Here is a 14,553-nt window from a genome sequence, read left to right on the forward strand (position 1 = left end):
GGGCTTGTGTCAGACTTTTTGCAAACCGGAGGCTACCTATGACAAATGCACGCTATTTTTCTGCCGTCTGGCTGTTCTGCGCGGCAACGCAGCCCGCTTGGGCCGAATGCGCCACGGATGCGCAGGTTGACCGGTTTGTTCAGGATTATCTTTCCAACACGCCGACTGCGGCTCTGTCCGCCGATGGAACGATGCAAGACGCATTATGTACGCAGGCTAAAATTTCTGCTGCGTTAGAGCCTTATATGGGCCCAATCATCGGCTACAAAGCGGGTCTGACCAGCAAGCCCGCGCAGGACCGGTTTGGCGCGGATGAACCGGTGCAGGGTGTCTTGTACCGCGACATGATGGTCGCGGATGGCGCGACTGTTCAGCTGAACTGGGGCGCACGCCCGGTGTTCGAAGCCGATCTGGTTCTGGTCGTGGGAGATGCTGATATCAACATGGCCACGACGCCGCTGGAGGTGATGCAAAACATATCAGCCATTCGCCCATTTTTGGAACTACCGGACCTGACTCTCGCCGAAGGCGAACCGATCACGCCGATTACGTTGACTGCAATTGGGGTGGCGCCAAAATTGGGCGTTTTAGGGTCTGATATTTCTGTCTCCGACCCTGCCGCGATGTCCCAGGCCCTGCCAGATATGACCGTCACTTTGCGGGCGGCGGATGGGGAGGTATTGGCAGAGGCGTCGGGCACTGCGGTCATGGGGCACCCAGCCAATGCAGCGTTGTGGCTGATCTCGAAAGGGATCGAGTTTCAACCCGGCGATCTGATTTCGGTCGGCTCTTTCGGCCCGCTGGTCCCGCCTGCAAAGGGTAAAGGTGGCGCGTCGGTCAGCTATGACGGATTGCCCGGTGATCCCTCAGTCAGCGTTGTGTTCGAATAGTCAGCGCCGCCCTTCGCGCAGCCACCCGCCGACAAGAAATCCACCGGCCAGCAAGAGCACCAACCACGGCGGCAACAGCCCAGCCTGCGTGACATCGCGCGTTTCATAAGCGTCGCGTGGTGTTAGGCCGATCCATCCTCGTCCCGAGGCCGGTCGTCCGGCCCGCACATTTCGGATCGACGGCAAACCCTCCTCGACCCGGATGGTGCCACCGCGCAATCCCGCCAGAATAGGGTCCAGCACTTCCGAGGTCGCGATCGTGCGCTCGAACTCTTTTGGCGCGGCGGGGCCAAGGCCGATCACCGCCGAGTGCTCACCCTCCTGCAAACGATAGAGGCCAATCTCGGGCCCGTAATACTGCGCTTCGAACCGGCCGGGCGAGACCTCGTCCAATGTCACCTCAAGCGTTTCGCCGTTGGGAAGCGTGACGGTCACGGGGCCGACCTCATCTTCAAGGGTCTGGCGAATGATGCGCATGATTTGACCGTTGGCTTCGGCCCACAGCGCCTCTTCCTCTAGCTCGGGCTCTTTCATCATCCAATGCGCCAGCCGGCGCAGCAGTTCCAATTGCGGTCCACCGCCTTCGAACCCGCGGCTCCACAGCCACGCGTGATCCGAGGCCAACATCGCCACGCGTCCCTCACCCACACGGTCCAGTACCAGCAGGGGGCGGTCGTCCACGCCGGTCATCAGCATCTCACCCCGGCGCTGGTTCACGTCGATCTGCCGCAGCCATGCGCCCCAGTTTTCAGGATCACCCAGATCGGTCGTCACCGGATGGCGCTGACCCAGATCCGTCACCATAGGGACAAAGCGTTCTTCGATCACCCGTGCAGTTGGCTGCGCCGGAAGGATTGAGGCCAAAGGCGACCGGAAAATACTATCAGCGCTGGCAAAATCCGGCCCCGCCGCGATCAGAACTGCACCACCTTCATTAATGTAGTTACTGACATTGTCCAGATAGATGGCAGGCAGGATTCCGCGCCGTTTGTAGCGATCAAAGATGATCAAGTCGAAATCGTTGATCTTTTCCAAAAACAACTCACGCGTGGGGAAGGCGATCAGCGAAAGCTCATCCACCGGCACGCCGTCCTGTTTCTCGGGTGGACGCAGGATGGTGAAATGCACCAGATCGACCGAGCTGTCGGATTTCAGCAGGTTCCGCCATGTCCGCCCGCCGGGATGCGGCTCGCCCGAGACCAGCAGCACACGCAGGCGATCCCGCACGCCGTTCATCTGGATCAAGGCGGTGTTGTTACGATCGGTCAGCTCACCTTCGGCCTGCGGAACGGTGAATTGCAGCACATTGCGCCCGCCATGAGGCAGCGTGACGGGCAATTCCACATCTGTGCCAATGGGAATGGTGAATTGCTCGGGCTCGGCCCCGTCGACCGAGATTTCAAGCGGCGCTGTAGCGGCACCGGCAGGGGCAGCGCCGCTATCCTCGACCCGCAGGGTCAGGGTCACGGGCTCGCCGATAATGGCAAAAGCCGGGGCGTTGCGGACAATCAGGCGGCGGTCCCAGTCGCTGGAGCGCCCGGTCTGCAACAGATGCATCGGCGCTGGCAGGTCCGGGGCCTGATCCGCGTCATGCACGATCCCGTCCGAAACGACAACTATACCCGCGATCCGGGCGCGGGGTTCTTCGGCCAACGCCTCATTCAACGCGGCCATAACCTGGGTGCCCTCGTCGCCGTCGCCATCGCCGACCTTGATGCGGCGCAGCTCGGTGTTGTCGTGGGATTCGATCTCATCCGCCAGGGCATCCGCCGCTTGCGCTGTTTGTTCAGCCCGGTCCGACAAGGTCTGACTGGCGCTTTCGTCTTCGATCATCAGCACGATGTCGGTCAGAGGCGCACGGTCCTCGACCTGATAGACCGGCCCGGATAACGCCGCAATCACCACTAGGGCCGCCAGCCCACGCAATGCCCAGCCCGACAGACCACGCCACAGGGCAACAGCCACCCCGGCCAACGCAATCGCGCCTACCACTGCCAGAACAGGCCACGGGATCAGCGGATCAAAAAGTACGGTTCCCGTCATTGTCCCAACCTGTCCAGCAGAGCAGGCACATGCACCTGATCCGATTTGTAATTCCCGGTCAGCACATGCATCACCAGATTGACCCCGAAACGATTGGCCAATTCGCGCTGTCGCTCTCCGGCATATCCGCGCCCGACGGGCAGCAGCGCCTGACCATTGCGATCCACCGCCCAGGCTGCGGCCCAGTCATTGCCACCAATCACCACCGGTGTCACATTGTCATTGAGGTTGCGGAAGGGCATCCCCTCGATCTGTTCCGCATCCAGTGGGGCGGCTTCAACCCACACATCCGCTCCGGCATGGCGACCCGGAAAATCCTGCAACAGGTAGAATGTCCGCGTCAGCACATGGTCACGCGGGATCGGCTCTAACGAAGGGATATTCAGCGGCGCGGCCAGTTGCTGTAGCTTGCGTCCATTGGGGCTGGCAGCCCCGAACCGCGCCACGTTGGAATCGCGCGTGTCAAACAGGATCATGCCACCCGAGCGCAGATAGGCGTTCAGCTTGGAATACGCCTCGACCGAGGGTTGCGGTTGATCCGGCGTGATCGGCCAGTAGAGCAGCGGGAAAAACGCCAGTTCATCACGCTCCAGATCAACGCCCACAGGCCCGGCCGGTTCCACCGACGTGCGGTAGAACAGGGTCTGCGCCAACCCGCGCATCCCGGCCTCTGCGATCTCATCCACGTCGGCATTTCCGGTCAGCACATGGGCCAACACCAGTTCAGTCGTTGCGTTCAGGGCAAACTCGGTCTCGTCGGGCGTTTGCGCCTGCACCTCGGGTGCGATCAGCACTGCGCCCAGCGCAATCGCCGCCGCGCGCGCAAGACCAAGCCGCCCCGACAACGCCAACGAGGCGATCACGTCCACGGTCAACAACAGCAGCGCAAGACTGAGCAATATGCCTCCAATCGGGGTTTCAGTGCTGATTTCCTGCCCTTTGATCGGCACATCCAAAGGCCAAGAAACCGGCGTCAGAACGGTATCTTCAGCCAAGACGTTCAACGCCAGCTTCTGTTTGCCGCTTTCATAGAGACCGGGGCGCAAGTCAGGACCGATCGTGCCCGTCACCAGATCAACCCCGTCGACACCGGCAAGATTCCCTGCATCCATCAAACCGCCAAAACCGTCCATGACTTGCACTGGCGCCCAGGTGGTGCCCTGCAACTGAGACTCTTGCCGCGACTTAGCGGCCGAGGCGACAGCCAGACGATCCAACATTTCGACGAACAAACCGGACAGAGGCAAGCTGGACCATTCCGCATCTGCCGTTACGTGAAACAGCACCACCTGCCCCAGACCCAGCGCTTTGCGCGTGACCAGTGGCGTCCCATCCGACAGCGATGCAATCACTCGATCCGCCAGATTAGGGTCAGGTTGCGCCATCACCTGCGTCGTAACGGAAACGTCCGACGGCACCCGTAAGCCATAAAAGGGCGAGCCTTCGGGGAAGGGGGCAAGCCCCTTGGCCTCACCCCAGCTCATCGCACCACCGACCGAGCGGCCACCGCTGCGCAGCCGTACCGGCAACAGCGTATCCTCGGCATCGCGGCCCAGATCGCTGGCAGCCATACGCGGTCCGGCAAAGCGCAACAGCAACCCGCCTTGTTCCACCCATTCGACAACAGCTTCTTGCTCACCCGCAGAAAGTTTCGCCACATCGGCCAGCACGATCACATCTGGGTTCGCGGGCAGAACATTCATCAACCCGCCTTCGACAAAATCCGCCGTAGGGGTCAAAACCTGCGTCAAGTAATGCAGCGGCGACAACAGCTCCAGCCCTTCGCGGTTCAGGGTTCCCGCGATCAGCGCAACCTCGCGCCTGCGCAGGCTGTCATCAGTCAAGGTCATCGCGCCCGCCGAGCGCTGGCCCTGAATTTCAAACCGAGTGATCCGTGCGCGCAGCTCGGACGGCAAGGCCAGTTCGACCTGCGCCTGCGTTTCGCCGCTGGCAAATTCCATCGCCGCGGATTGCAGAACGCGCATCACTCCAGCCGGGTCACGGCCCTGCGCCAAAACAGTGATCTGCTGGGCTGGGCCAGGTTCGGTCCGCTGCGCTGTCAGTTGGATCAGCCCGTCCTGATATGTGGCAGGCAAAAGGGCAACAACCGATGAGGCCGCCTGATACACCGTGACCTCACCCCGCCCTTGCAATGTCGCTAGGATTATATCCTGGCCATCAAAATCGAGACGATCACTGAACCAATGCGTGTCGAAGCCCCCGTCCAACTGATCCAGCGCAGCCAGAGTCTGTTCCATCTGCACCTCGGTCGGTTGCCAGGGTGTCGGCGCCAGCCCCGGTAACCTGCCGCGCCAGTCTTCGGCGGATTGGAACACCGGTGCTTCGGGTTCGGTCAGGCTCAGGATCGCAACGGTGCGCCCGGCGCGTCCAGCCTCGGCCAGTTGCGCGTCAATCTGATCCAGCGTTGCGGACCAGCGGGTGGCCCCGGCCCAGCTGGCATCCAGCACCAGCATCAGCGGGCCTGACCCCGCTTGATCACGCGAGGGGTTCAGTACCGGCCCTGCAAGCCCGATGATGATCGCCGCCGCCGCCAGCATCCGCAGTAAAAGCAGCCACCACGGCGTGCGGTCCGAGACGCTCTCTTCATCCTTCAGCCCCAGCAACAGAGTCACCGCCGGAAACAGCCGTCGGATCGGCGCTGGCGGCACGGCGCGCAGGATCAGCCACAGGATCGGCAGGGTCAGCAGACCCAGCAACACCCATGGCGCGGTAAAACCGATGCCTGCCAAAATCGTCATACAGACCCCCGATCCAACGCACGATAAAGCCACAACAGAGCCGCCTGCGCGCTGTCACCCGTATGATGCAGCCCAAGTTGCCAACCGGTCGCGCGGCACAACCGCGTCAGCGCATCCTTGCGTTTGGCAAGCCGGTCCAGATAGCGATCGCGCAGCTCTCCGGCCTTCAATGTCTCGTGGCGGGTCGTGCCGCCGACGCTTTCGAAAATGGTCCGGCCACGATAGGGAAAGCTCTCCTCGGTCGGGTCCAGAATCTGCAACAGAACGCCGCGAACGCCCCGGTCCGCAGCTTTGGTCAGGGCCAGTTCGACCTCGTCCATGGGCCCCAGAAAATCGGAAATGAAAACGGCCCGCGCATGCGGGATCATGGCGCGGTGCTCGGGTGGAGCATAGTCGGCCTCGGCATCCTCGGACCAGGCTTGCGCCAGCCGCACGATCTGTGCGTTGCCGCGCCGAGGCGGCAGTGTTGTTCCCGTCAGGCCAACACGTTCGCCACCCCGTACCAGCAGGATGGCCGTGGCCAGACCCAGCAAGCGCGCCCGGTCGGCCTTGGTCGGGTGGTTCTTGTCAGACGCAAACCGCATCGAGGCGCCCTGATCGACCCACAGCATCACCGATTGCGCGATCTGCCATTCGCGCTCGCGCACAAATTGCTGATCCCCGCGCGCCGAGCGGCGATGGTCGATCATCCGACGACTGTCACCGATCTGGGCCGGGCGGTACTGCCAGAAATCATCACCCAGACCCGAACGCCTGCGTCCGTGATCGCCCAGCAGAACCGTTCCGGCCAGATGTTCGGCCCGCGCCAACAGGGGCGGCAGCCGGGACGCCTCGGCCTCGGATCTTTCACGAAGGGTCAGCGCGGCATTCACGCCGCAGCCTCGGTGCGGATCAACCCGGCAGCGGTGCTTTCGATCAGGTCAGCAAGGCTGTCCCCGCGCGCGCGCGCCGCGAAGTTCAGTGCCATCCGGTGGCTGAGCACAGGGCGCGCCATATCCAAGACGTCCTCGGCATTCGGGGCCAGCCGCCCTTGCAGCATCGCCCGCGCCCGCACGGTCATCATCAACGCCTGCGCCGCCCGCGGACCGGGGCCCCACGCAACGGTTTCGGCCACACGTTCAGACACGCCCGCCTCATCCGGGCGGAAGGCGCGCACCAGATCGAGGATCAGCTCAACCACCGAATCTCCGACGGGCATGCGCCGCAACAGAACCTGAGCGGCCAGCAATTCCTCTTTGGTGAAAATCTCATGCGCATCATCTTCTTCGACGCCTGTTGTGGCCAACAGAATATCCCGCTCGGTCTGACGATCAGGGTATTCCACGTCGATCTGCACAAGGAAACGGTCCAACTGCGCCTCGGGCAGCGGATAGGTGCCTTCCTGCTCAATCGGGTTCTGCGTCGCCAATACGTGAAATGGCGTCCCCAGCGAGCGATCCTCGCCCGCCACCGTCACAGTGCGTTCCTGCATCGCCTGCAGCAATGCCGATTGCGTTCGGGGGCTGGCGCGGTTGATCTCATCCGCCATCAGCAGCTGGCAAAAGATCGGGCCCGAAATAAAGCGGAAATGGCGGCTGCCATCTTCGGCGGTGTCCAGAACCTCGGACCCCAGAATATCGGCAGGCATCAGGTCCGGCGTGAACTGGATGCGGTTGCCGTGCAAGCCCATCACGGTCGACAGCGTCTCGACCAGTCGCGTCTTACCCAGACCGGGCAGACCGATCAGCAACGCGTGCCCGCCACACAGCAGAGCGGTCAGGGTCAGGTCCACGACCCTCTCCTGTCCGATAAAGCGACGGGTGATCGAGGACTTGGCCTCTTGCAGTTTGGTTTCCAGCGCTTCGATCTCGGACACGAGGTCGGCAGGTTCGGTCATGACTTTCCCTTCCGTGGACTAATATGGTTGAAGTGTATCGCGCGAAAAGGAAATGGCAAAAGTAATGAGCGGACAAAAACCTGTGACACCTTCCCCTGATGGCATTGCGGCATCAGTCAATGCCGCCAAAACCAAGGGCCTACCCCCGGTTCATCTGTGGAATCCTCCGTTTTGTGGCGATCTGGACATCCATATCGCCAAAGATGGCTCTTGGACTTATCTAGGGTCGCCGATCAACCGGTTCGAGCTTGTGAAGCTTTTTTCCTCAATTCTTAAGAAGGAAGACGGGAAATATTACCTCGTTACCCCGGTCGAGAAGGTGGGAATCACTGTCAAGGACGCGCCTTTCGTGGCGGTCGATTTCGATGCGACGGGCAAGGGCACGGCGCAGACGCTATGTTTCACCACCCATGTGGGGGATGAAGCCGTCGCAGGGCCCGACCATCCAATCCGCATTGTCATCGACCCCGAATCCGAGGAACCCGCGCCCTACATCCTGATCCGCGCAAATCTTGAGGCGCGGATCGACCGCAAAAGCTTCTACCGGTTGGTCGATATCGCCGAACATAGCGACGGGTGGTTCGGCGTCTGGTCGGGTGGGCAGTTTTTTCCCCTGATCCGGTCCGAGGAGTTGCCGGATTAGACCCGACGCGCCACGCGACGGTCCTGCGCCAACAGCACGGCGATTGCCACGATCCCCGCGCCCAGCGCGCGGGTCCAGTTCCAGTCCTCACCCAGAACCAGCATGATCAACATCACGTAAAACGGCGCAATGTTGATGTGGAACGCGGCCAGCGCCACGCCGATTTTGCCAACGGATGCGATGAAAAAGACCTGACTCAGCCCCATTGAGATCAGCGCATACATCACAAGCATACCCATCTGTTGCATATCGACCGGCGCTGTCGGTACAACGCTGACACCCATTTGCGCGGCGCAGAAAAACAGAACCGAGGCCGTTACCAGCCCGCCGACAAAAGTGATCGTACTGCGCCCTGTCTGGCTAAGCGCCGGGAAATCCCGCGCCGTCGCCATACTGGCCCAGCAAAACAGGGCCGTGGACGCAATGGCGCAGGCCGCACCCAAACCTAATTGCGCCGGGGCCAGCGCGCTGGTTGCAATCAGCCCGCCGATGATCGACACGACCACGCCCAGCGCAAAATTCCACCGCAAGCGCCGCGTACCTGTCGCCAGTTCCAGCAGAGTTGCAAACAAGGGCGCGCCGGACGCAATAATCGCAACCGTCACCGGGTCAGTCAGCTTTTGCGCCAGAATGATCAGGAACATCCCCGACCCCAGCGCAGCGCCGACAAACATCGCGTGCCCCCAACGCGCGCGCAACACCCGCGCGGGCCCATCCACCAACACCCAGACCGGCACCATCACCAGCACTGCCAACGCCAACCGCGCCACCAGCAACGTAATCGGAGGCCAAGTTTGCAGCAAAACCTCGGCCGCAGGAAACCCGGCTGCCCATGTCAGCATGGACGCCACTGCCAGGCCATTGCCGGATACAGCCGAGCGGCGCCCCGCAGACACAGAAAGAGTGTTCCCGCGCACGGGGTCAGGGCTCATCGCCATGGTGTCAGACCTTCTGTTGGAACGGTGGCCGAAAATGATCCACCGTGATGGCTGAAGGCTGGCTGATTCGAGCCGATGGTTCTGGCCGGTTTTCGACAAACTGTCGTTTTCAGTCTCTTTCGTTGAAATCGCCCCAAGGCTAAGGTCCGGCCAGCATCACGTGGGACCTCTTATGCCGAAATTCGCCGCCAACATCTCGCTGCTCTTTACCGAGCTGCCCTATCTCGACCGGTTTCAGGCCGCGGCGGAGGCCGGGTTTCAGGCAGTCGAGATCCTGTTTCCCTATGAGCTGGCTGCCAAGGAAACCCGCCGCGCCCTGCTGGCCAACGGGCTAGACCTGGTGCTGATCAACGCCCCTCCGCCCAACTACACCGGTGGCGAGCCAGGCTATGCTGCGGTCCCAGGTGGCGAAGCGCGGTTTCAGTCCGATATCCGCCGCGTCATGCGCTACGCCGATGTTTTGAAACCAGGGCTGATCCATATCATGTCGGGGTATTGCGCGGGACCAGATGCACTAAAAACCATGGTTGAGAACCTGAAATGGGCCGCCGATTTCGCCCCCAAACAGCACTTTACGATCGAGCCGCTGAACCCTGTCTCACAACCCAACTACTTCCTGAACGATTATTATCTGGCTGCCGAAGTTCTGGCCTTGGTGGACCGCCCCAATATCGGCCTGCAATATGACAGCTTCCACGCTCATATGATCCACGGTGACGCGCTGGACGTCTGGCACCGCTTTCACCACATTGTCACCCATGCTCAGATCGGTGCCGCCCCAGACCGGTCCGAGCCCGGACGCGGGCCAACAGACTTTGCTGCGCTTTTCGAGGCCTTTGACGAAATGGGCTATTCCGGCTGGGTCAGTGCCGAATATACCCCCTCAACAGCGCAAACTTTCAACAGTCTGGACTGGGCAGAGTTCTGATATCTGGCCTTTTCAAAAAAAATCGCGCAGACATCACCACAATGACTTGAAGGAACTGTGATGATCCCTGCCCGCTTTTCGCGCATTGTGTTCTGTCTGATCATGTCGGGGCTGATGTCCTGCATCGTCACAGGCATTGCCACTGTCAAGGCCATAGGATTTGGGCCCACCACATTCGGCGATTGGATGTCTGCTTGGGGGTTTTGCTGGCCCATCGCCTTTACGGTCATCTTTATCCTGGGACCCACCGTACAACAGTTGGTGAACCGTCTGGTCAAGACGCAGGATTGACCCGCTGCGAAGAGGGCCCGCCGGGCCTGATGAGCAGCGCTTCTTAGTGCGCCTCGGCCCAATTCGCGCCTTGCCCTGCATCCACGCTTAGCTTCACGTCCAGCTTCACCGCGGGGTCCGATGCTCCCTCCATCACATCGCGCGCCACACGAATCACCTGATCCACTGCATCCTCAGCCACTTCGAACAGCAATTCGTCATGCACCTGCAATAGCATCTTGGCAGGCAGCCCGTTGATCGCATCCGGCATCCGCACCATCGCGCGCCGGATTACATCTGCTGCCGTGCCCTGAATCGGCGCGTTGATCGCCGCCCGACGCGAGAACCCGGCATGCGGCCCCTTGGCATTGATCTCAGGCGTATGGATTTTGCGGCCGAACAGCGTCTGCACGTATCCGTTCTCTTTCGCAAAAGCGATGGTGTCGTCCATATATGTCCGTATACCCGGAAAGCGTTCGAAATAGCGGTCAATGAACCCCTGCGCCTCGGACCGAGGAATGCGCAGATTGCGCGCCAGACCAAAGCCCGAAATCCCGTAAATCACACCAAAATTGATCGCCTTAGCCTGGCGGCGGATTTCAGGTGTCATCTCATCCAGCGGCACGTCAAACATCTCGGAGGCGGTCATGGCGTGAATGTCCAACCCATCGGAAAACGCCTGTTTCAGGGTCGAAATGTCAGCGATATGAGCCAAAATCCGCAATTCAATCTGGCTATAGTCGAGGCTAACCATCACATTGCCCGGCTCGGCAATAAACGCCTCACGAATGCGACGCCCTTCTTCGGTGCGCACCGGGATGTTCTGCAGGTTCGGATCGGTCGAGGCCAGACGCCCGGTATTCGCCCCCGTGATCGAGTAAGACGTATGCACCCGGCCTGAATCCGGGTTGATATGGGTTTGCAGCGCGTCCGTATAGGTCGATTTCAGCTTGGAAAGCTGCCGCCAGTCCAACACCCGGCGGGGCAGTTCGTGTTCGGTGGCGAGGTCTTCCAGAATGTCCGCCCCGGTCGAATACTTCCCGGTCTTACCCTTCTTACCGCCCTCAAGTCCCATCTTGTCGAACAGAATCTCACCCAGTTGCGCGGGCGATCCCACATTGAAATTCTCACCGGCCAATTCGTGAATTTCAGCCTCTAACCCGGCCATTTTTTGCGCGAAGGCGTTGGACATGCGGCTCAGGACATCGCGGTCCACCTTGATACCGTGCATCTCCATTTCCTTGAGGACCGGCACCAGAGGGCGTTCGAGTGTCTCATACACCGTCGTCACCTGCACCTGATGCAGTTGCGGCTTGAACAGTTTCCAAAGGCGCAGCGTGATATCCGCATCCTCAGCGGCATAGGCAGTGGCCTCGTCAATCGGCACCTTGTCGAAAGTGATTGCGGATTTGCCGGACCCCAGCAGCGGTTTGATCGGAATGGGCGTGTGGTTCAGGTAACGCTCGGACAGCGTATCCATCCCATGCCCGTGTTCGCCGCCATGCATGGCGTAAGACATCAGCATCGTGTCGTCGATTGGCGCCACGTCCACGCCATAGCGCGCGAAAATCTTGGCGTCGTATTTCATGTTCTGGCCGATTTTCAGGATCGAGGCGTCCTGAAGCATCGGTTTGAGCAAAGTTAGAGCCTCATCCAGCTGCATCTGCCCCTCGGCCAGCGCGTCTGAGCCGAACAAGTCATCCGATGCCCCATCGCGGTGAGTCAGCGGGATGTAACAGGCCGAACCCGCCTCAACACTTAGCGAAATACCCACCAGATCGGCGATCATTTCGTTCAATCCGGTGGTCTCGGTATCGACGGCCACCCAGCCGGTCTGATAAGCGCGGTTGATCCACGCCTGCAGCGCGGTTGCATCGCGCACGCATTCGTATTTCGAGGCGTCGAAAGAGATATCCTCAGCCTCGGTCACAACTTCGGGCGCAGGTGCATCAGCAATCACCGGGGCCTCGGCCCCCAGCTTGTCGGCAATTCGCTTGGTGAGGGTGCGGAACTCCATATCCGCCAGGAACCCCAGCAAGGTCTCAGCGTCGGGGTCCTGAACCTCAAGATCATCCAGCGTGAAATCCAGCGGGGTGTTTTCGTCCAACTGCACCAGTTTTTTCGACAGCTCAATCTGGTCGCGCTTTTCGATCAGGGTCTGGCGGCGTTTGGGCTGTTTGATCTCTTCCGCGCGGTCCAGCAGGGTTTCCAGATCACCGTATTCATTGATCAACAGGGCCGCCGTTTTCACCCCAATCCCCGGCGCACCGGGCACGTTATCTACAGAATCCCCCGCAAGCGCCTGCACATCCACCACCCGTTCAGGCCCCACGCCGAACTTCTCAACCACGCCGTCGCGGTCGATACGCTTGTTCTTCATCGCGTCCAGCATTTCGACGCCGCCGCCCACCAGCTGCATCAGGTCTTTGTCCGAGCTGACAATGGTCACGCGCCCGCCTGCCTCACGCGCCTGGACGGCCAGCGTGGCGATGATATCGTCGGCTTCATAGCCTTCCAACTCCTTGCAGGCGATGTTGAAGGCGCGGGTCGCCTCGCGTGTCAGAGGCATCTGCGGACGCAGGTCTTCAGGCATGGCCTCGCGGTTGGCCTTGTAGAGGTCATAGAGGTCATTGCGGAAAGTGTGCGAGCCTTTGTCAAAGATCACCGCCACGTGGGTCGGCGCATCCGGTCCCGCGTTCCCTTCGACATATTTCTGCAGCATGTTGCAGAAGCCCGATACAGCGCCGATGGGCAGCCCATCGGATTTGCGCGTCAGCGGGGGCAGCGCGTGATAGGCCCGAAAAATAAAGGCTGATCCGTCGATCAGATGCAGATGACACCCTTTTCCGAAATTGCTCATGCGCGCTCTCCCTGTCGGTCAGGGATCGTTCTGCCACAGGGGCAGACGGGTGACCAGTCAGGAACGTGCCCTAACCCCCAAAGAGGCCGCTGAAAAAGTCCGAAAAACTATGCACCAGAGCCATTATGACCAGCACACCGAGGAACGCAAAAAACGCAAAGGCGAAAAACTGAAACAGAATGGCGCCAACACCGATAACCATTCCGGCGATGGCCGGGCGACGCCTTTCGTGACGCAGAAGGCCAATGACCGAAACAACAATCGCCAGCCCGCCAAGCATCGCCACACCGATTTGCAAAAAATCATCCAGATCGCGGGTTCGGGCTACAGGCTCGGGTTGCTCTGCCCCCGTGGCGGCACGCAGGGTCGATTTCCCGATCTCGGCCGCCAGTTCGCCAAGCGTGACGCCTGTAGATTGCTGAGGCGCAAACGGTCCCGCCCAAAACACAAACAAGGCGGCGAACAACGCCAAAGCAGCGAAACAGAATCCGACCCAGCCAAAAACCGGGCTTGCGCTGTCCGTTTGAGTAATCTCAGTCATCATACTCACCTAAGACGAATGCGGCACAGCGTATCACGCAAATACGGGCGCATTTTGGGAAAAAATGACTATTGGAGCAGTTGAAGCCGATCTGTGTTTAAAAAAACATAGATGCACAAGACACCCGCTCAGGATAAATCACGCGATACTGAAGGCGCGGTTCGTCTTGTCCCAGTTCATCCCGGATTGCTGCGCAATGTGCTGCATCTGCTTGTTCAATGACCGATCATTCAGCCTGCGACTTAACGAGCGTAACGGCACAAGGTTTCGTTCCCCGTACCCATCGATCAGAAAGAACATACGTATGTCGTCACGCAATCCATAGACGATGTTTTTCCCATGGATGTCCCGACCCACAATTTGGAACTCAAAAAGCTTTCGGACAAAGATGTTCAGATCATCCAATGTCTCAGCCGTCATTTCCTGCCGCGCGCACATCGACAGCAAGTTCTGCGCTAATGCGCCATCTTCGGTGCTGATCCTCTCGACCACGACGCCGGGCCCGACATCTGTCTGCACGACACCAAAGGACCGCGCCAGTGGCAGTCTGGAAATGTCCAGACCACTTTTCAGCGCCGCCTTCATCTCGCACTCCAGCTCTTTCAAGGCGTTTCGGAATGCTGAATCGGGCAGCAGACGACGCACAGCGCGTTTCATGATGGATCTGTTGCGGCGGATTCTGGGACGCGTCACTTTGACCAGCAACTCTGGCTGGTTGGGGCAGGCATAAACGTTCCGGTGGCCGCCCTTGGCCACAATATCCCGGTCTGAAAGGTGCATGACCTGCACGGAAAAGAGCATCTTC

At 60.3% G+C, this 14,553-nt stretch carries 12 protein-coding genes; 4 read left to right on the forward strand and 8 right to left on the reverse strand.

Annotated features, from left to right (window positions below; translation table 11 throughout):
- Positions 1–38 precede the first annotated feature (38 nt).
- On the forward strand, positions 39–890 hold the full coding sequence (locus tag ACR0C5_RS09550; RefSeq protein WP_480876163.1) for a 2-keto-4-pentenoate hydratase: 852 nt from the start codon (positions 39–41) through the stop codon (positions 888–890).
- On the opposite strand, the gene ACR0C5_RS09555 is transcribed toward ACR0C5_RS09550, so the two are convergent.
- The 4 genes from ACR0C5_RS09555 to ACR0C5_RS09570 are packed head-to-tail and all read right to left on the reverse strand — an operon-like array spanning position 891 to position 7,568.
- Entirely contained in the window at positions 891–2,933 is a 2,043-nt protein-coding gene (locus tag ACR0C5_RS09555; protein WP_480876165.1) for a hypothetical protein, read from the reverse strand. It lies immediately after the preceding gene.
- A complete protein-coding gene (locus ACR0C5_RS09560; protein ID WP_480876167.1) occupies positions 2,930–5,692 on the reverse strand; it encodes a DUF4159 domain-containing protein in 2,763 nt (920 codons plus the stop codon). Before ACR0C5_RS09560 ends, ACR0C5_RS09555 begins: the two co-directional genes overlap by 4 nt.
- Positions 5,689–6,564 carry a DUF58 domain-containing protein gene (locus tag ACR0C5_RS09565; protein ID WP_480876169.1) on the reverse strand — a complete coding sequence of 292 codons (876 nt, stop codon included), beginning with the start codon at positions 6,562–6,564 and terminating at the stop codon, positions 5,689–5,691. Before ACR0C5_RS09565 ends, ACR0C5_RS09560 begins: the two co-directional genes overlap by 4 nt.
- Positions 6,561–7,568, reverse strand: a complete 1,008-nt coding sequence (locus ACR0C5_RS09570) for an AAA family ATPase (RefSeq protein ID WP_170789493.1) — start codon at positions 7,566–7,568, stop codon at positions 6,561–6,563. Before ACR0C5_RS09570 ends, ACR0C5_RS09565 begins: the two co-directional genes overlap by 4 nt.
- A gap of 64 nt (positions 7,569–7,632) precedes the next feature.
- On the opposite strand from ACR0C5_RS09570, the gene ACR0C5_RS09575 reads away from it, so the two are divergent.
- Positions 7,633–8,211, forward strand: coding sequence for a DUF1285 domain-containing protein (locus ACR0C5_RS09575; RefSeq protein WP_480876171.1), 579 nt, complete (start codon positions 7,633–7,635; stop codon positions 8,209–8,211).
- Here ACR0C5_RS09575 and ACR0C5_RS09580 read toward each other — a convergent pair.
- Positions 8,208–9,143 carry a DMT family transporter gene (locus tag ACR0C5_RS09580; protein ID WP_480876173.1) on the reverse strand — a complete coding sequence of 312 codons (936 nt, stop codon included), beginning with the start codon at positions 9,141–9,143 and terminating at the stop codon, positions 8,208–8,210. The genes ACR0C5_RS09575 and ACR0C5_RS09580 overlap by 4 nt on opposite strands.
- 178 nt (positions 9,144–9,321) lie before the next feature.
- Between ACR0C5_RS09580 and ACR0C5_RS09585 the strand changes: the two genes are divergently transcribed.
- A complete protein-coding gene (locus ACR0C5_RS09585; RefSeq protein ID WP_480876175.1) occupies positions 9,322–10,077 on the forward strand; it encodes a hydroxypyruvate isomerase family protein in 756 nt (251 codons plus the stop codon).
- Between the two features lie 60 nt (positions 10,078–10,137).
- On the forward strand, positions 10,138–10,368 hold the full coding sequence (locus ACR0C5_RS09590) for a DUF2798 domain-containing protein (protein ID WP_170789490.1): 231 nt from the start codon (positions 10,138–10,140) through the stop codon (positions 10,366–10,368).
- 43 nt (positions 10,369–10,411) lie between these two features.
- Here the strand turns inward: ACR0C5_RS09590 and polA are convergent, their stop codons facing one another.
- The 3 genes from polA to ACR0C5_RS09605 form a co-directional block, all read right to left on the reverse strand.
- On the reverse strand, positions 10,412–13,207 hold the full coding sequence (gene polA, locus ACR0C5_RS09595) for a DNA polymerase I (RefSeq protein ID WP_480876177.1): 2,796 nt from the start codon (positions 13,205–13,207) through the stop codon (positions 10,412–10,414).
- Between the two features lie 70 nt (positions 13,208–13,277).
- Entirely contained in the window at positions 13,278–13,748 is a 471-nt protein-coding gene (locus tag ACR0C5_RS09600) for a hypothetical protein (RefSeq protein WP_170772976.1), read from the reverse strand.
- Between the two features lie 138 nt (positions 13,749–13,886).
- A complete protein-coding gene (locus ACR0C5_RS09605; RefSeq protein WP_480503493.1) occupies positions 13,887–14,549 on the reverse strand; it encodes a YrbL family protein in 663 nt (220 codons plus the stop codon).
- Positions 14,550–14,553 lie beyond the last annotated feature (4 nt).

The organism is Ruegeria sp. N8, assembly GCF_056531325.1.